At 67.8% G+C, this 18,385-nt stretch carries 19 protein-coding genes; 11 read left to right on the top strand and 8 right to left on the bottom strand.

What is annotated here, in order from left to right:
- The first annotated feature begins 2 nt into the window (after positions 1 to 2).
- Positions 3 to 2,063, top strand: a complete 2,061-nt coding sequence (gspD, locus tag BDW16_RS19465) for a type II secretion system secretin GspD (RefSeq protein WP_241230593.1) — start codon at positions 3 to 5, stop codon at positions 2,061 to 2,063.
- On the opposite strand, the gene BDW16_RS19460 is transcribed toward gspD, so the two are convergent.
- Genes BDW16_RS19460 through BDW16_RS19450 form a run of 3 tightly spaced genes read right to left on the bottom strand, consistent with a single transcriptional unit; the run spans position 2,057 to position 3,476 of the window.
- On the bottom strand, positions 2,057 to 2,509 hold the full coding sequence (locus BDW16_RS19460; RefSeq protein ID WP_066580535.1) for a hypothetical protein: 453 nt from the start codon (positions 2,507 to 2,509) through the stop codon (positions 2,057 to 2,059). The genes gspD and BDW16_RS19460 overlap by 7 nt on opposite strands.
- Positions 2,500 to 2,967, bottom strand: a complete 468-nt coding sequence (locus BDW16_RS19455; protein WP_066580534.1) for a GspMb/PilO family protein — start codon at positions 2,965 to 2,967, stop codon at positions 2,500 to 2,502. Before BDW16_RS19455 ends, BDW16_RS19460 begins: the two co-directional genes overlap by 10 nt.
- Complete coding sequence (locus BDW16_RS19450) at positions 2,964 to 3,476, bottom strand: hypothetical protein (RefSeq protein WP_066580533.1); 513 nt, start codon at positions 3,474 to 3,476, stop codon at positions 2,964 to 2,966. Before BDW16_RS19450 ends, BDW16_RS19455 begins: the two co-directional genes overlap by 4 nt.
- A gap of 167 nt (positions 3,477 to 3,643) precedes the next feature.
- Between BDW16_RS19450 and BDW16_RS19445 the strand changes: the two genes are divergently transcribed.
- Positions 3,644 to 6,133: a PhoX family protein gene (locus BDW16_RS19445; protein WP_066580531.1), complete on the top strand. Its 2,490-nt coding sequence runs from the start codon at positions 3,644 to 3,646 to the stop codon at positions 6,131 to 6,133.
- Positions 6,134 to 6,192: 59 nt separating this feature from the next.
- Here BDW16_RS19445 and BDW16_RS19440 read toward each other — a convergent pair whose 3' ends face one another.
- From BDW16_RS19440 to BDW16_RS19420, 4 genes are read right to left on the bottom strand one after another with little or no spacing between them, the layout of a single operon-like run.
- Entirely contained in the window at positions 6,193 to 6,540 is a 348-nt protein-coding gene (locus BDW16_RS19440) for a hypothetical protein (protein ID WP_075153306.1), read from the bottom strand.
- A 35-nt stretch (positions 6,541 to 6,575) separates the two neighbouring features.
- On the bottom strand, positions 6,576 to 7,229 hold the full coding sequence (locus tag BDW16_RS21185; protein ID WP_066580527.1) for a TetR/AcrR family transcriptional regulator: 654 nt from the start codon (positions 7,227 to 7,229) through the stop codon (positions 6,576 to 6,578).
- Positions 7,230 to 7,231: 2 nt separating this feature from the next.
- Positions 7,232 to 8,536 (bottom strand): amidohydrolase family protein, encoded by a 1,305-nt coding sequence (locus BDW16_RS19425; RefSeq protein WP_066580525.1) that lies wholly within the window; start codon positions 8,534 to 8,536, stop codon positions 7,232 to 7,234.
- On the bottom strand, positions 8,533 to 9,957 hold the full coding sequence (locus tag BDW16_RS19420; RefSeq protein WP_066580523.1) for an amidohydrolase: 1,425 nt from the start codon (positions 9,955 to 9,957) through the stop codon (positions 8,533 to 8,535). The genes BDW16_RS19425 and BDW16_RS19420 overlap by 4 nt, the downstream gene beginning before the upstream one ends.
- 124 nt (positions 9,958 to 10,081) lie before the next feature.
- On the opposite strand from BDW16_RS19420, the gene BDW16_RS19415 reads away from it, so the two are divergent.
- Genes BDW16_RS19415 through BDW16_RS21750 form a run of 8 tightly spaced genes read left to right on the top strand, consistent with a single transcriptional unit; the run spans position 10,082 to position 16,684 of the window.
- Positions 10,082 to 10,753, top strand: coding sequence for a hypothetical protein (locus BDW16_RS19415; protein WP_083954389.1), 672 nt, complete (start codon positions 10,082 to 10,084; stop codon positions 10,751 to 10,753).
- Positions 10,750 to 11,946, top strand: coding sequence for a hypothetical protein (locus BDW16_RS19410; RefSeq protein WP_066580521.1), 1,197 nt, complete (start codon positions 10,750 to 10,752; stop codon positions 11,944 to 11,946). The genes BDW16_RS19415 and BDW16_RS19410 overlap by 4 nt, the downstream gene beginning before the upstream one ends.
- Entirely contained in the window at positions 11,943 to 12,899 is a 957-nt protein-coding gene (locus BDW16_RS19405; protein WP_066580518.1) for an AAA family ATPase, read from the top strand. Before BDW16_RS19410 ends, BDW16_RS19405 begins: the two co-directional genes overlap by 4 nt.
- On the top strand, positions 12,896 to 14,143 hold the full coding sequence (locus BDW16_RS19400) for a DUF58 domain-containing protein (RefSeq protein ID WP_066580516.1): 1,248 nt from the start codon (positions 12,896 to 12,898) through the stop codon (positions 14,141 to 14,143). Before BDW16_RS19405 ends, BDW16_RS19400 begins: the two co-directional genes overlap by 4 nt.
- Positions 14,140 to 15,144 carry a stage II sporulation protein M gene (locus tag BDW16_RS19395; RefSeq protein ID WP_066580514.1) on the top strand — a complete coding sequence of 335 codons (1,005 nt, stop codon included), beginning with the start codon at positions 14,140 to 14,142 and terminating at the stop codon, positions 15,142 to 15,144. Before BDW16_RS19400 ends, BDW16_RS19395 begins: the two co-directional genes overlap by 4 nt.
- Positions 15,137 to 16,036, top strand: a complete 900-nt coding sequence (locus BDW16_RS19390; RefSeq protein ID WP_066580512.1) for an RDD family protein — start codon at positions 15,137 to 15,139, stop codon at positions 16,034 to 16,036. Before BDW16_RS19395 ends, BDW16_RS19390 begins: the two co-directional genes overlap by 8 nt.
- A 9-nt stretch (positions 16,037 to 16,045) precedes the next feature.
- The gene (locus tag BDW16_RS19385; protein WP_066580510.1) at positions 16,046 to 16,546 is read left to right on the top strand and encodes a methyltransferase family protein; all 501 of its coding nucleotides are present in this window, start codon (positions 16,046 to 16,048) and stop codon (positions 16,544 to 16,546) included.
- 45 nt (positions 16,547 to 16,591) lie between these two features.
- Positions 16,592 to 16,684 (top strand): agmatine deiminase family protein, encoded by a 93-nt coding sequence (locus BDW16_RS21750; protein WP_164519428.1) that lies wholly within the window; start codon positions 16,592 to 16,594, stop codon positions 16,682 to 16,684.
- Positions 16,685 to 16,687: 3 nt separating this feature from the next.
- Here the strand turns inward: BDW16_RS21750 and BDW16_RS19380 are convergent, their stop codons facing one another.
- Positions 16,688 to 17,098, bottom strand: coding sequence for an acyl-CoA thioesterase (locus tag BDW16_RS19380; RefSeq protein WP_066580508.1), 411 nt, complete (start codon positions 17,096 to 17,098; stop codon positions 16,688 to 16,690).
- A gap of 114 nt (positions 17,099 to 17,212) precedes the next feature.
- Here BDW16_RS19380 and BDW16_RS19375 point away from each other — a divergent pair, with 114 nt between their 5' ends.
- Positions 17,213 to 18,337: a zinc-binding dehydrogenase gene (locus BDW16_RS19375; RefSeq protein ID WP_066580621.1), complete on the top strand. Its 1,125-nt coding sequence runs from the start codon at positions 17,213 to 17,215 to the stop codon at positions 18,335 to 18,337.
- The last annotated feature ends 48 nt before the right edge of the window (positions 18,338 to 18,385 follow it).

Here is an 18,385-nt window from a genome sequence, read left to right as displayed (position 1 = left end):
CCGTGCCGCATCCGATCCGCAACATCGCCCTCACCTTCGCGCTTGCCTCCATGGTCGCGCAGCCGGTTCTCGCCCAGCAGGGCGAGGCCGCGGACATCGTCGTCAACATGCGCGGGGTCGAGATCGCCGATGTCGCGGACCAGATTTCGCGTCTTACCGGCCGCACGCTGATCCTCGATCCGGCGGTCAAGGGCACGGTCACCGTCACATCCGCACAGCCCCTCTCGCCCAGCGGCGTGTGGGAGCTGTTCCAGTCGGTCCTGCGCGCCAATGGCTATGCCGCGGTCCGCTCGGGCCGCGCCTGGCGCATCGTGCCTCAGGGCAATGCGGTGCGCGACGGCGGCGTGCCCTCGCGCGGCGCATCGGGCCAGGAACTCGTCACTCGCATGATCCGCCTGTCGAACGTCCCGTCGGCCGAGGCGGCACGAGTTGCGCGCCCGCTGGTCGCCAGCTTCGGCAGCGTGGAACCGCTGGCTCAGCCCAATGCCGTGGTCGTCACCGACTATGCCGACAATGTCCGCCGGATCGAAGGCATCCTGCGCGCGCTCGATGGCAATGGCAGCGGCCTCACCTTCGCCACCGTGGCGCTGCGCAACGGCAACGCGGCGGATGTCGCGCAGGCGCTTCAGGGCGTGCTCGGCGATCCAGCGGCAGGCGGCGCGCGCGTCGCGGCCGACCCGCGCAGCAACACCATCATCATCCGCGGCACGCCGTCCGCCGTCGCCGATGCCCGCCGCATGGTCGCCTCGCTCGACGCGCCGGGCGGCGCGACCCCGATCACGCGCGTCTTCCGCCTGAGCTATGCCGACGCCGAATCGGTGACGGAGGTGCTGCGCGGCGTGCTGGGCCAGGAGGCGACGACCAACAATGCCGTCGCACGCAGCCTGTCGAGCCGGAACAGCAATTATCGCAGCCCCACCAGCGTTCTCGGCGGGCTGGCCCGTTCGGGTGGCAGCAACCCCGCGGATACCGCGGCCGCCGCCGCCACTGCCGCGCTCCAGGCGCAGCAGAGCCAGCTTGGCCAGCGGACGAGCGAGACGCCGCAGGGCTTCTCCACCCCGGACCTCAGCGTCCAGCCCTCGCCCGACATCAACGCGGTGGTCGTGCGCGGCACGCCCAGCGCCATCGCCGCGATCGAGCCGCTGATCACCGATCTCGACGTCCGCCGCCCGCAGGTGATGATCGAGGCCGCGATCGCAGAGATCACCGGCGAGGAAGCCGAAGCGCTCGCCGTCCAGCTCGGCACCAGCGGCGCGGCGCTCAGCCAGATCGAAGGTGCGGCAACCTCGTTCAGCACCAGCCCGGGGCAGCTCTCGCTCGGCACGATTCTCAACGCGCTCGGCGTGCCGATGGCCAAGGCGCTCGGTCCGGGCCTCACCGCCAATATCGGCATCGGCAATGATTTCTCGATCCTGGTCCAGGCGCTCGGCACCTCGACCAAGTCGAACCTGCTTTCGACACCGCAGATCACCACGCTCGACAACAAGCTGGGCGAGTTCGTCGTCGCACAGGAAGTGCCGTTCATCACCGGATCGATCCTGACCGATTCGTCCAGCAACGTGCGCCCCTACACCTCGATCGAGCGCAAGGATGTCGGCATCACGCTCAAGGTGCTGCCGCGCATCAACGCCGGCGACACGATCCGGCTCGAAGTGGTTCAGGAAGCCTCGTCGATCGCGGCGACGCAGCTGAGCGAGGCCAGCGACCTCATCACCAATCGCCGCGCGATCAACACCACCGTCCTCGCCGACAATGGGCAGACGATCGTGCTCGGCGGTCTCACCTCGGACGATTATGGCCAGATCAAGAGCCAGGTGCCGATCCTGGGCGACATCCCGATCCTCGGCGAGCTGTTCAAGAGCCGCAAGGAATCGCGCAACAAGCGTACGCTGTTCATCTTCCTCAAGCCCACCATCCTGCGCAGCGGCGAGGAAGCGGCAGCGCTCGCCAAGGCGAAATATGCGCGCCTGCGCAGCGAGGAACTGGATCTCAACACGCCCAGCAACCTGCTGCTCAAGCCGCTCCGTCCGCGGCTGACGCTGGAGATCGACGGAATCTACTGACCGGCCGGGGCCTCGGCTTCTTCCGCCGCGGGTTCGGGCGTCGTCATCGCCACCCGCACACGCTCGCGCCCGCGGGTGAAGAACGCCGCGTCGATCGCCAGGCTCTCCAGCCGCCAGCCATCGACGCTCTCGCCGACGCTCAGGCTGCGGGCGCTTCCGTCGGCGAGCCGCACCATCGCCACCGCATCCTTGTTGAGCCGCCCCGCAATCCCGACCAGCGCGGGCGCGTCGGCAGGCGCTTCCTCTCCGCCCTCCGCGACTGCGAAGACGGGACGCTCATAGATCGCGGCAATCGCCGGCACCGGTGGCGGGATCACTGCACGCTCGGCCGCAGCAGGCGCCGGAGCCGCGCTTCGATTGTCCGGCCATAGCAGCAGCACCGGCATCGCCACTGCGAACATCGCCGCCACGCCAAGCGCGATCCCGCTTTCCCGCGTCAACGCCATGCCGCCACCGCCTCGCCTTCGACCCGCAATCCTCCGCCGGCCAATGCGCTCACCTGCCACGATGCGAAGCGCAGCAGCGGCGCCTCACGCTCGATCCGGTCGGTCAGTGCCACCACGGCCTTGTCCGGGCCCGACAGGCGAAGCCGCAGCCTCACCAGTCCTTCGCCGCCCGGAACCCGCGCCGCCTGTTCGACGAGCACGCCGCCGTCCGCGGCAAGCCGCTTTACGCGCTGCGCCAGCGCCGCAGCGGCAGCCGCCTCATTCCCGCCCGGCGCGCGCAGGCCGGCGGCGGTCAGCGGCACCGCGGCACGTACCGGCGCGTGCGCGGCTGCCCGCGCCCCGGCCGCCGCCGTGCGCGCGCGCTCGAGCTTGCCGAGTGCGGTTCCGGTCGCCGGCGCCAGCAGCGCCACTGCCGCAAGGCCACCGGCAACTCCGGCGATCAGCGTCGCCCGGTTCATGCGGCACGCCTCAGCGTCACCGCGATCATCGCCCCTGCACGGCGCTGCCCCGTCTCGCGAAACGACGCCAGCGCCGGATTCCGTCGCAGCGCCGCGCGCAACAGATCGGGGTCCGGCGCAGTGATCTCGATCTCCATGGCGCCATCCGCGGCCTTGCGCATCCGCGCGACCCGCGCATCCGCGGGGATCGCCGCCGCGACATGGTTCAGCAGGATCGCCGCCCCGGGTTGACGCACCGCTTCGCGCAGCACGGCACGGGCTGCCCGCGCGCTCGCCTCCGCCTTCAACCGCGGCGCGGCCTGCGCGGTCAACCGTTCCGCTTCTGCCCGTGCGCTCCGCTCAATGATTGCGGCCCCGGTGATCGTCGCCAACGGCCCCAGCGCGATCACCGCCGCCAGCGCCAGCGCCAGCCGCCAGTCCACCGGCGCGCCCGGCAATCGCGGTACCCGCGGCGGCCCAGCGGCCAGGCGCTGTGCCATCCGGTCGGCAAGGCTGTCCTGCTTGTCCATCGCCGCCCCCTACCCCGCACCGCCGCCCTCGAACAGCCTGTCATCGAAGAGTCGCGAAACCGACACGACTTCGTCAACGCTCGTCCATCACGCCGTAAGACGGCCCCGCCACAGCCCCGGGCAACCGCATCCGTACCGGATTCGGATCATAAAGGGGGTCTCAGAACATGACCGCGAGCACCGATCTGGCCATTGGATACAGCGACGGCGACGTCGATACCAACAACACCGCCAATCCCACGCTCAATGCGCTGATCGAACAGCGCTATTCGCGCCGCGACACGCTGCGTTCGGGCGCCTCCGCTGCTGCGGTCGCGGTGTTCGGTGGCGGCATCCTCGCCGCATGCGACAGCGCCAATGCCGGTGCGGACCCCTTCCCGAACCTGATCTCGGTCGGCTCGTCGGGTTCGGCGACCTCCGGCCAGGTGGTCACGCTCACCTCGAACGCGACCGACAATGGACCGATCACCTCGGCTTGGGTTCAGACGGGCGGCCCCGCCGTGACGCTGATCGGCGCGAGCTCGCCGAACGCCAGCTTCATCGCGCCCAGCGTCGCCTCGACCACGACCCTGAGCTTCCAGTACAGCGCCACCGATAGTGCAGGGCAGACGACTCAGGGAACCACGACGGCCGCCATATCGCCTGCCGCGCTCAGCTTCACCTCGCTGTCGAAGAACAAGAACGACGTCGTCACCGTCCCGGCCGGCTACACCGTCACCGTGATGACGCGCCTCGGCGATCCGATCGCCCCGGGCGTCGCCGCCTACAAGAATGACGGCACCGACACCAACTTCGCCCAGCGCATCGGCGACCATGGCGACGCGCTCTACTGGTACGGCCTGTCGGCCGCCGGCGCACGCGACGACAACAATTCGGTCCGCGGCCTGATGGTTCAGAACCACGAGAACCTGAACGTCCAGTACCTGCACCCCGCCGGCCCGACCAACACCCTGCCCCGCCCCGAAGCCGAGGCGATCAAGGAAATCGAGGCGCACGGCGTGTCGGTCACCGAATATGTCGAAGGGGCGAACCGCGCCTGGACCTATGTCCAGAACTCGACGTTCAACCGCCGGATCACGCCGAATACGCCGGTCGTGTTCAATGGCCCGGTGAAGGGCACGCACTGGCTGTTCACCGCCTTTTCGAACGACGGCACCGCTGGCCGCGGCACCATCAACAACTGCGCCAATGGGCACACGTTGTGGGGCACCAACATCACCTGCGAGGAAAACTGGGCGGGCTATTTCGCGCGCCCGAGCGCTGACAACGCCGCGCGCAGCCCGCGTGAACTCGTTGCGCTGCGCCGCTACGGCGTCACCAGCACCAACGGCAATTATGGCTGGGCTTCGGTCGTCCCCGCCGACGCATCGAACACCGTTTTCAAGCGCTGGGATGCCCGCGCCACCGGTGCGTCGGCCACGGCCGACTATCGCAACGAGCCGAACCAGCTCGGCTGGTGCGTCGAGTTCGATCCCTATGACAAGGCCGCCGCGCCGCGGAAGCGCACAGCGCTCGGTCGCCTCGGTCACGAGGGCGCCTGGCTCGGCAAGCTGACCCCGGGCAAGAAGGTCTCGGTCTATCTCGGCGACGATTCGCGCGGCGAATATTTCTACAAGTTCGTCTCGAACGCGAACTGGGACGCGGCCGACGCACAGAGCGCCAACCGCCTGTCGATCGGCGACAAGTATCTCGACGCCGGCACCCTCTACGTCGCCAAGTTCGCGGCGAACGGCACCGGCAGCTGGGTTCCGCTGACCTTCGGCACCGTCCCGAACCGCCCTGCCCAGGGCTCGGACATCGAATATGTGTTCGAGAGCCAGGCCGACATTCTCGTCAACACCCGCCTGGCGGGCGACGCGGTCGGCGCGACCAGGATGGACCGTCCGGAATGGACCGCAACCAACCCGGCGACGGGCGAGATCTACCTCACCCTCACCAACAACAACGCCGGAACCCGTCCGCTGAATGGCACCGACGCGGCCAACCCGCGCCACTATAACGACCCGACCGGCCCGTCGAACTCTGCTCAGTTCGGCAACCCGAACGGCCACATCCTGCGCCTGCGCGAGACCGGCGACGACCCCGCCTCGCTCACCTTCGCCTGGGATATCTATCTGTTCGGCGCCGACTCGGCGGACTCGAACAGCGACGTCAACATCTCGGGCCTCACCGCCGCCAACGACTTCTCCAGCCCCGATGGTCTGTGGTTCTCGCGCCCGACCAACGCGGGCGGCCTGGTCAAGCCGCTGCTGTGGATCCAGACCGACGACGGTGCCTTCACCGATCGCACCAACAACCAGATGCTGGTCGCGATACCCGGCACGGTCGGCGACGGTGCAGCCGTGACGATCACCAATCGCGGCACTGGCGGCGCCACCGCGACGCAGACCACCCGCCGCGGCGCACTGGCGACCGACACGACGCTCAAGCGCTTCCTGATCGGTCCGGTCGAGTGCGAGATCACCGGTGTGGACTCGACGCCGGACGGCCGCACGCTGTTCGTCGGCATCCAGCACCCAGGCGAAAACGGCACGCCCGCTTCGCCGTCCAGCGCCTGGCCGGCCAATCAGGCTACCGGCAGCGCGCCTGCCGGCACGCGTCCGCGCTCGGCGATCGTCGCGATCACCAAGAATGACGGCGGCGTCGTCGGCCTCTGAGTTCAACCCCCGACTCGATGGGGAGGCAGGTCATGGCCTGCCTCCCCTATTTTTTCGGGTCAGTTCGCGTCCGTCCGGCTGACGATCTTGGCGGTGCCGTCGCGGGTGATCGAGATGATGTGCGGGTTCTTGCCGCAATAGATGCGCCAGCTGGGATTGCTGTTGACCGGATCGATACGCTCGGTCTGCGTCACCTCCTGACAATTGAACCCGGCATCCCGCACCGCGCGCAGGAAAACGCCGTCCCGCGCCGCAGGTGCCAGCGCGATCACTTCGGCCTGATAGTTGGTCGCGTCCGCCGCATTGTCCGCAGCAGCGTTGACGGCCGCCACATTCTCGGCCTTCTCGCCGCCGCCGCATGCGCCGAGCAAAAGCGCGCCGGCCATCGCCACAACAGTTTTCCGCATGTTTCGCATCTCCTTCACGGCGACAACGCCGATCGTCACGGCTTCGATCCGACCATCTTGAGAAACAACCGCGTCGCGCGTTCGACGCGGAAGCGGATCGCATCGGGGGTGGGCGGAGGTTCCAGCCCCAGCTTGATCCCCATGTCCGAAAGGCCCTGCCACAGCCCGCACAGATCCTCCGCGGCCATCCAGGGATCGTCGATCTCGATCTCGCCCTGATCCGCAGCTTCGCTGAGCGCATCGGCCAGCCGGCCGAGGCAAAGCGCCGGCCCCGCCTGAAAGAAGCGCTCGGCCAGACGCCGCGACTGGGCGATTTCGTTCATCAGCACGCGATCGACCGCGATATGCTCCTCGCTGAAAATGAACTCCATCAACGACGTGCCATAGGCGTTGAGCCGTTCCTCGAGACAGCGGCCCGCGGCGACCCCGTCGTCGAACACCGCTGCCATCCGCCCGCTCTCCGCGCGGATCACCTCCTCGAACAGGGTCTCCTTGTCACCGAAGCGGCTGTACACGGTTACCTTGGAAACGCCTGCCGCCTGCGCGATGTCCTCGATCGTCGCGGCCTGGAAGCCGCGCGCGAAGAAGGCTGCGCGCGCGGCTTCGATGATCGCACCATATTTGGCCGGATCGCGCGGACGGCCGGCGCGTCGCGGTCCGACCGCGAAGCCGCCGGCTTTCTCGGCCACGCTCAGCGCTCGTACGCCTTGGGCAGGGCGCCTTCCTTCGGATCGAAGTAGCGCTGCTTGAGCCTGTCCTGCCGCGTCGTCAGCGGCTGCTCGACCCCGTCGATCCACACGCGCGTGGCCGCGGTGCCGATCTCCAGCGGATCGCCGTCCCACACCACCACGTCGCCGCGGCGGCCGGGACGGAGTGACCCGAACTCGCCGCCCATGCCCATCGCTTCGGCGGGCTTTGAGCTGATCGACGCGAATGCCTGTCCCCAGTCGAGGCCTGCCGCACCCGGCAGCTTGCCCAGCGCAACAAGATTCCCCGCATATTGCTTTACCAGCCGTGCCTGCCGCGTCTCGTCGTCATTGATCATGCCGATCCCAACCATCACCCCCGCCGCCTGCAGCCGCCCGATGTTGGACTGGGTTGCGGCAAGCTGCTCGAACGACGCGGGCAGATCGGCCAGCGCCGACGCCAGCACGGGCACCTTAGCCGCTGCGATCTGCCGCGCCACGCTCCAGCCCTCGGTCGCGCCGACCAGCACCAGCTTGAGCGCCGGCACCTCGCGCTTCAGATCAAGGATGACGAGGATATCCGACGCGCGCTCGACATGCACCAGCAGCGGTACCGCGCCGGTCACGACGGGCACCAGCGCCTGTGCGTCGGCGCGGGTCAGCAGCGCGTCCTTGCCGCGATCCGAGAAGCTCGCCGGCGCACGCGCGTAATCGCGGACCTCGAACAGGATGTTCTTGAGCATCGCATAGGCTGCCGGACGGCTGCCTCCGGCGCGTGCGGCGCCGGACTCGCCATATTCCATGAACTGGAAGGCGCGTGCCTTGGTCACCGCATCCATATCGGCACCCAGGTCGATGATCGCGCCCTGTCCACCGAAGATCGATCCGCGTGCCTGAGGGGCAACCACGGCGCGGGTGATTCCCTCTGCGCGATTGAGGATAATCGCGCTGGTCTTGGGGTTCACCGCGGGTACCACGTCGATTGCGGCGTTGAAGGGCGAGCTACCCGCTCCCGCGTCATTGGTCTCGCTCACCCCGTCGACCTCGACGATGCCCATGCGGGTGAAGCCGGCGAAGATACCCGGCGTCACCCAGCGGCCGCCAGCGTCCACCACCGGAACGCCTGCAGGCACTGCGACGCCGCGCCCGGCTGCGATTACCCGCCCGTCGCGTACCACCACGGTACCGCCCTCCACCGGGGCCGAGCCGTCACCGATGACGAGCTTCGCATTGGTCACCGCCACGGTCTGGGCGGCGGCGGGGAACGCCACGCCCAGCGCGACTGCTGCTGTAAGAAGGAGCACCTTCATTTCACGTCTCCCTCGCCCGGCTGTCCAAGCTCGAAGTCCGATACCGGTCTGCGTTTCGGATCATTGGCATCATAGAGCAGTGCGCCATCGATCCAGACCTTCTCCGGCCGCGTGTAGACGCTGAACGGATTGCCGTTCCACAGCACCACATCGGCCATCTTGCCCGCCTTAAGGCTGCCGGTGACCTTGTCGATTCCCAGGGCCCTGGCCGGGGTGATCGCCGCCCATTTCCACGCCACCGCCTCGGACACGTCGAAACCGGCACGCTTCGCCGACGCACGCACTTTGGCGATCTCCTGGTTGAGCCGCTGGATGCCGTTGGCGTCGTCCGAATGGATCATCCCGCATGCGCCTTCACGCTCGAGGATCGCGAGATTCTCCCCGATCGCATCATAGGACTCCATCTTGAAGCCCCACCAGTCCGCCCACACCGCTGCGCAGGTGCCGTTGGCCTTGAGCAGGTCAGCGATCTTATAGGCCTCCACCGCATGGTGGAACGTCCCCACCTTGTACCCGAACTCCTTGGCCATATCGAGGACGATGGCCATCTCGTCGGCGCGATAGCAATGGTTGTGGATGATGATCTCGCCGTCGAGCACGCCGCGCAGCGTATCCATCGCCAGATCGCGCGCGGGCGCTTCGCCGCCCTTCTCCTCATATTTGTCCCAGCGGCGCTTGTACTCCTGCGCCTTGGCCCAGGTCGCGCGATCGACCGCGATATTGCCCATCCGGGTCGACGGCATCCGCCCCTTGCCGCCATAGACGCGCTTGGGGTTCTCGCCGCACGCCATCTTGAGGCCATAGGGGGCGCCCGGGAACTTCATCCCCTGCATCGTCCGCGCATAGACGTTCTTGAGCGTCACGCTGCGCCCGCCGAACAGGTTCGCCGACCCGGGCAGGATCTGCAGCGTCGTCACGCCGCCATTGGCCAGCGCGCGGCTGAAGCCCGGGTCCTGCGGCCACACGCTATGCTCGGCCCACACCTCGGCTGTCACCGGCCCGGTCATCTCGTTGCCGTCGGAATGCGCCTGCACGCCGGGGCTGGGATAGTCGCCCAGATGGCTGTGCACGTCGATCACGCCTGGCGTCACATATTTTCCGCGCCCGTCGATCACGCTCGCGCCCTCGGGCGCCGCGATCGACTGACCGACCTCGACGATCTTGCCGTCGCGGAACAGCACCGCGCCATTGTCGATCCGTCCGCCTTCACCGTCCAGGACGGTGACGTTGGTCAGCAGCGTCGGCACCCCCGGATAGGGTTTGTAGGTCGAAGGATAGGGATTGTGATCGAACCCCTTGCCCTTGCCGGGCCCGCGCTGCGCGGGCGCATCGGATGCGGCGGTCTTGGGCTTGTCCTCCGCGCTGGCTGCGCAAGCCGCCAGGCTGGCGGCGGCGGTGACGCCGATAATGATGCGGATCAACTCGTACTGCTCCCCTGCTCGATTTGTCCGGTATCGAAAGCCACCGGTTTCCCAACCGTTAGGAGCGAAAAGCGTTGCGCGCAATTTGGCGATTTGCTCCAACCGTCGCGATGGGGGGATTCACGTGACGACGGCACCGGCCGCACAGGGAAGCGCCCCGCAGGCCCCGGTCTTTGGCGATCCTGCAGCGGTCGATGCCGCGCATCGGGCCGTCCGTGCCGATTCGTCGATCCAGTTCGACCTCCCTTGGCAGCAGCCCGACCCTTCAAATCCGCCCCCGCGCTGGCTGATCGAGCTGTTCCAGTCGCTCGGCCGTTTCGTCGAATGGGTCGGCGGCGGCTGGTATCTACTGATGTGGATCGCGATTGCAGTGGCCGTCGTCGCGATCCTGCTCGCGCTGTTTCCCGCGGCCCGCGAATGGTTCGCCGCGCGCCTGCTCCGCCGGGGCGAAGCCGCGCCCGAACCGCCGCGCTGGGCGCCCGATGCCCATGTTGCCCGCGCGCTGCTCGACGAAGCGGATCGGCTCGCCGCCGCCGGTCGCTACGCCGAAGCCGTACGCCTCATCCTGCACCGCAGCATCGAGGATATCGAAAAGTGGCGCGGCGATTCGCTCCGCCCCTCGCTCACCAGCCGCGACATCGCGGCGTTCGAAAGCCTGCCCGACACCGCCCGCAGCGTGTTCCGCCGCGTCGTCGCCGATGTCGAACGCAGCCTGTTCGGCGGCAACATGCTGGGCGAGGGTGATTGGACGCGTGCCCGCGCCGATTATGCGGACTTCGCGCTGGGCCGCCGATGAGCAGCGAGACCGTCAGCCCCTTCCGCAAGCGCACCGTGCTGCTCCTGATCGCAGCCGGCCTCGTGCTCATGCTCGGCTTTCTGCTGGTCAACGCCTATGGCGACCGTATCGACCGCCAGCGCGGCAACACCCCTAGCCCCACCTCGCGCTTTGCCACGGGCTTCAAAGGGCTCAGCGACCTGATCGAGAAGTCGGGCGGCACCGTCAGCCTTTCGGGCGATGCCGCCGATCGCCCACAGCACGGGATGATGATCCTCACCCCCAATCTTCGTACCAAACCCGACGAGCTCATGGCGTCGCTGAGCGATGCGGCGGGTGAGGCAGCGCCTGTGCTGATCGTCCTGCCAAAATGGGCGACCCGGCCGCAGAAGCGCAGCCCAAGGCGCGAGGAGCGGATGACCGGGATTCCTCCGGTGCAGCTCGCCGGGATGCTCGCTCCGCTCGTGAAGGTCGAGGTGCGCCAGACCGAAAAGGTTCAGCTGCGCTACCCCACCAGCCTCGACCTGCGCCCGTTCCGCACGCCGGAGACCCTCCAGACAATCGACGGCGAGAAGATCTACCCGTTGATCACCGCATCGGACGGGAACGCCGTGCTGGCCGAGGTGCCGGGCAAGAATATCTACATCCTCGCCGACCCCGATCTGCTCAACAATTTCGGCCTCGCCGAACGCCAGAATGCCTTCGCCGCGATCGCTCTCCTGGCAGCACTCGATCCCGACAATCCGGGAACGATCGTGTTCGACACGATGCTTCCCTTCGGCGCGGGGGGCCGGAACCTCGCCCAGCTGATGTTCGAGCCGCCCTTCCTTGGCGTCACGCTCGCTTTGCTCGCCGCCGCTCTGCTCGCCGGGATCGCCACCTGGGCACGCTTCGGCCCACCCCGGCGCGAACCGCGCGCGGTTGCGTTCGGCAAGCGTGCGCTGATCGAGAATATCGTCAGCCTCGCCCGGCGTGCGCAGCGCGTGCGCGACGGCGGCGGCGCTTATGCCGATTCGGTGCGCGACTGGGCCGCGCGCCGCCTCGCCCTTCCCCGCACCTTGCAGGGCGAAGCGCTCGACGCGCATCTCGATGCGCTCCCGACCCAAACCCCCTATGCCGCCACGATCGACCGCGTGCGCAACGCAAAGACCGAGGCGGAACTGCTCCACGCGGCGCAGAAACTCGACGATTGGCGAAAGGAAGTGAAGGCATGACACTCGAAGACGTCCGCGCGTTCGGCGCGGCGATCGATGCCGAAGTCTCGAAAGCGGTGGTGGGCCAGTCGGTCGCGACGCGCCTCCTCACCGTCGCCCTGCTATCGGGCGGCCATGTCCTGCTCGAAGGCGCTCCGGGTACTGCGAAGACCCTGCTCGCCCAAAGCTTCGCGCGCACCCTCGGCCTGCAGTTCGGGCGCATCCAGTTCACGCCGGATCTGATGCCCGGCGACATTCTCGGTACCAGCCTGTTCAACTTCCAGACCTCGACCTTCGAGCTGAAGCGCGGCCCGGTCTTCACCGAGCTGCTGCTCGCGGACGAGATCAACCGCACCCCGCCCAAGACCCAGGCCGCACTTCTTCAGGCGATGCAGGAACGCACCGTAACCATCGATGGAGACACGGAAAAACTCTCCGATCACTTCACCGTGGTCGCGACGCAGAACCCGATCGAGCAGCAGGGCGTCTATCCGCTGCCCGAAGCCCAGCTCGACCGTTTCCTGTTCAAGCTCGCGATCGACTATCCCGGCGAAGAGGCCGAGCGCGCGATCGTCGCGCAATATGGCACGCGCACCGGATCGCCCCGGCCTGAGGACAGCGGCGTCGCCCAGGTCGCCGATCATGCCGGAATCGCCGCGGCGAGTTCGGCGGTCCTCGGCGTCCGCCTTGCCGACGAAGTGATCGCCTATGTCGTGTCGCTGATCCGCTCGACCCGCGGCCATCCCGACATCGCCAATGGCGCCTCGCCGCGCGCTGCCTCGGCACTTGCCGCTGCCGCCCGCGCCGCCGCGGCGCTGGAAGGGCGCGACTACGTCATCCCCGATGACGTAAAGCTGCTCGCCCAGCCCTTGCTTCGCCACCGAGTCGTACTCTCGCCCGCGGCGGAGATCGACGGACGCCGCGCCGACGACATCGTTGCCCAGCTCATCGACCGGGTCGAGGCGCCGCGTTGATCGTTCCCACCCAGCGCGCCGTGACGCTGGTGCTGGCGGGGGCTCCGCTGGCGCTGGTGCTCGGCGTCATGCGCCCCGACGGGTGGCTGCTGGCGTTGCTCTGGATATTTGCGATCCTTGTCCTCACCGTCCTCGACGGCGCGCTGGCGCCACGGCTCCGTGACGCCGACCTTGCCGTTTCGCCGCCCGGTTCGGTCGAGGTCGGCGATCGCGTCCAGCTTGCGCCCGCGGGCGGCGGTGCCTTGCGCTACGCCGCGGATGTCGGCGCGCCGCTTGATCCAGCTGATGCGCCCCTCACCTGGTCCGCAGCCCGCCGCGGCACGGCCAGGATTGCGCGCATCTGGGGCCGCACCGGCGGTCCGCTCGGCCTCGCCTGGCGTCAGCGCAGCCGCGCGATCGACGAAGAGATTCGCGTCCTCCCCAGCCTGCGCCCGGTGCGCGAGCAGGGCATGCGCCAGTTCCTTCGCAGCCGCCAGTTCGGCTCGCGCATCCGCCCCGACAGCGGCGACGGCACCGAATTCCAGTCGCTCACCGATTTCCAGCCGGGCATGGAGCGTCGCGCGATCGACTGGAAGGCATCGGCCCGCCACTTCTCGCTGCTCGCGCGCGAATTCCGCACTGAGCGGGACAACAGCGTCGTCTTCGCGATCGACTGCGGCCGCGCGATGAGCGAGCCGGTGGACAGCCAGCCGCGTATCGACCGTGCCGTCTCGGCCGCGCTGCTTGCCGCCTTCGTCGCGTTGAAGTCGGGCGATCAGGTTCGCCTCTTCGGTTTCGCCGGCCGCCCCAGTGCGGATTCGGGCAGCGTTTCGGGCACCGCCGGCTTTGCGACGCTTCACCGTACGGCGGCGGGGATCGACTATGGCACGCAGGAGAGCAACTACACGCTCTCGCTGGTGACCCTCGACCAGCGGCTCCAGCGCCGCAGCCTCGTCATCCTGTTCACCGAGTTCACCGACCCCACCGCTGCGGAACTGATGATCGCCGCCGCCGCGCGGATGCTCAAGCGGCACCGCGTGCTGTTCGTCCTCTTCCACGACACCGAACTGGACGCGCTGCTCGGCGCCCGACCCGAAGAGGCAGACGACGTCATCCGCACCAACATAGCGCACGGCCTGATCCGCGAGCGCCGCATCGTCATCGAACGTCTCCGCCGCCTCGGCATCGACGTGCTCGAGGCCGCGCCCGACGATCTCGCCCTCGCGCTGGCGGAACGCTATGTCCGGGATCGCGAACGCCCATGAGCAGCGCAGCAACCCCCGCCTTTGGCGTCCGCCATTTTCGTGCCGAGCGCGAGGCCGACTGGCAGCGGCTCGAAGCCCTGCTCGATCTGGTCGAGAAGAAATCGCCCAAGCGGCTCACCAACGACGATCTCGTCGAACTTCCGCGCCTCTATCGTGCCACGCTGTCGGCGCTGTCGATCGCGCGCGAAACCTCGCTCGACGCATCGATGACCGCCTATCTCGAGAGCCTTTCCACCCGCGCCTATTTCGTTCTCTACGGCTGCCGCGATCCGCTCTGGCGGCAGATCGGCGGCTTCTTCACCCATGGCTGGCCCACCGCGGTGCGCGGCATTGTTGGCGAGACATTGCTGATCGCCGCGCTGTTCTTTGCCTGCGCGCTTGCCGGCTATTTCCTCGTGGCCGGCGATCCGGCCTGGTTCAACGCACTCGTCCCTGCCGAAATGGCTGGCGGGCGCGACATGAACGCCACCGCCCAGTATCTCCGCTCGACACTTTACGACGCCCCCGATCAAGGCGGGCTCGAAGTATTCGCCACCTATCTCTTCACGCACAATGCACAGATTTCGATCCTGGCGTTCGCGCTCGGCTTCGCTTTCGCCATCCCCACCTTCTTCCTGATCGCCAGCAACGGCGTGCTGCTCGGCGCCATGTACGCGGTGTTCGTGCCCAAGGGCTTGGGCTTCGGCTTCACCGGCTGGCTGCTCATCCATGGCTCGACCGAGCTCAGCGCGATCATCCTGGCGGGCGCCGCAGGCCTGCACATCGGCCGTGCTGTCGCCTTTCCAGGGCAGCGCACCCGCGTGGCCGCCGCGGGCGAAGCGGGGCGCCGCGCCGCGCTGGTGATGATCGGCGTGGTCATCATGCTGCTCGTCGCGGGCCTGCTTGAGGGGTTCGCGCGCCAGCTCATAACCGACGACTCAGCGCGCTACGGGATCGCCGCGACGATGTTCGCGTTCTGGGTCGCCTATTTCGCGCTCGGAGGTCGCCGCGCGCATGGCTAAACGTCCCAAGGTGAAGGCAACTCCGGCCAACGATATCGCCCGCCGCACCCGCGCGCTGGTGACGCCGGAAGGCGTGACGCTGCATCTGCGGCTCGCCACCGCCGGGGCCCGCGCCGGCGCCTTCACGATCGACGCGCTGATCATGCTCGCGGTGCTGATCGCGCTCACGGCCGGAGCGATCACGCTGTGGGGCAGCACGGGCAGCGGCGGCCCGGCCGCGATCATCTGGCTGCTCGGCTTCTTCCTGCTGCGCAATTTCTACTTCACGCTGTTCGAAAGCGGCACGCGCGCGGCGACCCCGGGCAAGCGTGCGCTCAAGCTGCGCGTCGTCGCGCGCGATGGTGGACGGCTGACCGGCGGCGCGATCCTCGCGCGCAACCTGATGCGCGAGGTGGAGGTATTCCTCCCCCTTATCTTCCTGATGGTCGCGCAGGCGGAGGGATTCAGCAATCGCTGGCTCGGCCTGCTCGGGCTCGGCTGGACCGCGATCTTCATGTTCATGCCATTGTTCAACCGCGACCGGCTGCGCGCGGGCGATCTGATCGCGGGAACCTGGGTGGTGGAGAATGAGCGGCCCAAGATCGCGCCCGACCTGCTCGCCGCCAACGACCGCGACGCGATCGACGCCTATGGCTTCACGCCGCAGGAACTGGAAACCTATGGCCAGTTCGAGATCCAGCGGCTCGAAGAGGTGCTCCACCGCAACGATCCCGACACGCTCACCACGGTTGCATGCGTCATCCGGCGCAAGATTGGCCGCCGGGACGAAGGCGTGACATGGGGGCACGACCGCGACTTCCTCGAAGCCTATTATGCGGCGGCTCGCCTGCATCTCGAGCGCCGCCTGCTGTTCGGTCAACGCAAGCGCGACAAGTTCGATTCCGCCGGTTAAAGGACCGGCATGACCGACACCACACCCCCCGCCGCCCGGTCCGCACGTGACACCGCCGGTGTCGTCGCGCCGCCGCCGCTGATCTATCTGGGCTTCCTGATCCTCGGCCTGGCCCTCGAATTCCTGGTGGTGCGCACTCAGGGTCTCGACATGCCTGTCTCGCTACGCTGGACGGTGGTCGCAGTCCTTATCCTCACCGGCGGTGGCGCGATCACGGCAGCGGTGCTGCGCTTCCGCCGCGCCGGTACGCCTGCTCCGCCCTGGCAGCCGACCACCGCATTCGTCGCGCAGGGGATCTACCGCTTCACGCGCAACCCGATGTACCTCGGCATGACGCTTATCTACTGTGCGCTCGCCGTCGCTGCGGACGCGCCCGTGGTGTTCTGGATGCTGATCCCGCTCTGCGTCACGATCCATTACGGCGTGGTGCTGCGCGAGGAACGCTACATGGCCGATCGATTCGGCACGGCCTATATCGACTACGCCAACAGCGTTCCGCGCTGGCTATGAGCCGCTGCGCGTGACCCGGCACGAATCCTCGCAGACGCCACAGATGTGAGCTGCCGCAAGATCGTCCGGCTGAACATCGATGCGCTGAGCGCGTCGGGCAGCGGCATCCGCTGCGCGACGCAGCAGCAGCCCGTCTGAGGGTTATCCCTCGCGCTTCCCGAAGAAATGCTCGACGATATGCTCGGCGATCCGTGCCGGGCGCAGGGTCTGCGCATCGACACAGCACCAGCGCGACTTGACCTCGGCCAGCACCTCGTCGCCGCGACGGATCACCGTTTCGTAGAAAGCGCTCACGCCCTGCACCTTCTCCAGCAGCACGGTCGCCACGACCTCGTCGTTCAGAAAGGCGGGTTTGCGATAGGTGATCTCATGCTTGAGCGCGACCCAGAGATGCTTCGCCACCTCCTCGGCCGGCGCCAGCTTCTGCCAATGGCTCAGAACGGCTTCCTGTACCCACTTCAAATAGCTGGCATTGTTCACATGCCCCATAAAGTCGATATCCGCCGGATCGACAGGGATGGGAACATCGAACGGAGCGGAAGCGCGGGTCATGAGCTCACCCTAACGTAAAGCGCGGAACTACGCGAGAAGATTCAGCTTCAACACGGTGCTTGAAGACTTTTTTGAATTGACGGTATGCTCGACACGATCAGGAGAAACACCACGATGACCGACCTTCCGTCACAAGCCCGCCAGCTCTTCTCGACCGTCACCGAGGACGGCCAGCTCCAGCTCTCCCTCCGCGAGGTCCCGGTACCCGCTCCTACAGGCGACGAAGTGCTGGTGCGGATCGACGCGACCCCGATCAACCCGTCGGACGTCGCCGTGCTGCTCAGCGCCGCCGACGGCAACGCTTTCACCGCCACCCCTGACGGCGCGACCGCCGCCATCCCCGAAGCGTTCCTTCGGGCGGTCGCCCCGCGCCTCGGCAAGCCCCTCCCGATCGGAAACGAGGGCGCCGGCACGGTCGTCGCCGCGGGCGATGATCCCGCCGCGCAGGCGCTGATCGGCAAGACCGTCGCCGCGGCCGGCGGCGCCTTCTACGCGCAATACCGCCTGCTCCGCGCGCGCGAGTGCTTCGCCCTCCCCGACGGCATCAGCGCGGAGGAAGCTGCGTCCTCCTTCGTCAATCCGATGACGGCGCTCAGCATGGTCGGAACGATGCGGCGCGAGGGCTTTACCGGCCTCGTCCACACCGCTGCCGCTTCCAATCTCGGCCAGATGCTGGTCAAGCTGACGCAAAGCGAGGACGTGCCGCTGGTCAACATCGTGCGCAGCCAGGCCCAGGCCGATCTGCTCCGCAGCCTCGGCGCAACGCATGTCGTCGACAGCAGCGCACCCGATTTCATGCCTCAGCTGATCGAGGCGATCGCGGAAACCCAGGCCTTCCTCGCCTTCGACGCGATCGGCGGCGGCAAGCTTACCGGGCAGATCCTCAATGCGATGGAGGCAGCCGCAGTCCGCACCAACCCGGCCAACGGCCCGTACGGCTCCAGCACGATGAAGCAGGTCTATATCTATGGCGGGCTCAACATGGCACCGACCGAGATCAGCCGCGGCTTCGGCATGCGCTGGGGCGTCGGCGGCTGGCTGCTCACCCCCTATCTGATGGCCGCCGGTCCCGAGGAGATCGGGCGGATGCGCGCCAAGGTCGCGGCGGAGATCCGCACGACCTTCGCCAGCAGCTACACCAGCCGCATCACCCTCGATCAGGCGATCCAGCCCGACATCATCGCCGCCTACAACCGGCGCGCAACGGGTGAGAAATATCTGATCCTGCCCAACGGCTAGGACGCGTCGACGTTCAGTTCAGGCGGAGCCGAAACCTGCGATGTTCGA

Origin of the sequence: Sphingomonas koreensis, assembly GCF_002797435.1 — a bacterium.
Classification (GTDB): Bacteria; Pseudomonadota; Alphaproteobacteria; order Sphingomonadales; family Sphingomonadaceae; genus Sphingomonas; species Sphingomonas koreensis.
This window is presented reverse-complemented; position numbering and strand designations above follow the sequence as displayed.

Coding starts and splice junctions, on each gene's coding strand:
- BDW16_RS19390 (WP_066580512.1), top strand. CDS start 15,137: ATGGCTAAACGTCCCAAGGTGAAGGCAACTCCGGCCAACGATATCGCC.
- BDW16_RS19380 (WP_066580508.1), bottom strand. CDS start 17,098: ATGACCCGCGCTTCCGCTCCGTTCGATGTTCCCATCCCTGTCGATCCG.
- BDW16_RS19440 (WP_075153306.1), bottom strand. CDS start 6,540: ATGCGGAAAACTGTTGTGGCGATGGCCGGCGCGCTTTTGCTCGGCGCA.
- BDW16_RS19450 (WP_066580533.1), bottom strand. CDS start 3,476: ATGGACAAGCAGGACAGCCTTGCCGACCGGATGGCACAGCGCCTGGCC.
- BDW16_RS19460 (WP_066580535.1), bottom strand. CDS start 2,509: ATGGCGTTGACGCGGGAAAGCGGGATCGCGCTTGGCGTGGCGGCGATG.
- BDW16_RS19405 (WP_066580518.1), top strand. CDS start 11,943: ATGACACTCGAAGACGTCCGCGCGTTCGGCGCGGCGATCGATGCCGAA.
- BDW16_RS19385 (WP_066580510.1), top strand. CDS start 16,046: ATGACCGACACCACACCCCCCGCCGCCCGGTCCGCACGTGACACCGCC.
- BDW16_RS19455 (WP_066580534.1), bottom strand. CDS start 2,967: ATGAACCGGGCGACGCTGATCGCCGGAGTTGCCGGTGGCCTTGCGGCA.
- BDW16_RS19375 (WP_066580621.1), top strand. CDS start 17,213: ATGACCGACCTTCCGTCACAAGCCCGCCAGCTCTTCTCGACCGTCACC.
- BDW16_RS19425 (WP_066580525.1), bottom strand. CDS start 8,536: ATGAAGGTGCTCCTTCTTACAGCAGCAGTCGCGCTGGGCGTGGCGTTC.
- BDW16_RS19395 (WP_066580514.1), top strand. CDS start 14,140: ATGAGCAGCGCAGCAACCCCCGCCTTTGGCGTCCGCCATTTTCGTGCC.
- BDW16_RS19445 (WP_066580531.1), top strand. CDS start 3,644: ATGACCGCGAGCACCGATCTGGCCATTGGATACAGCGACGGCGACGTC.
- BDW16_RS19410 (WP_066580521.1), top strand. CDS start 10,750: ATGAGCAGCGAGACCGTCAGCCCCTTCCGCAAGCGCACCGTGCTGCTC.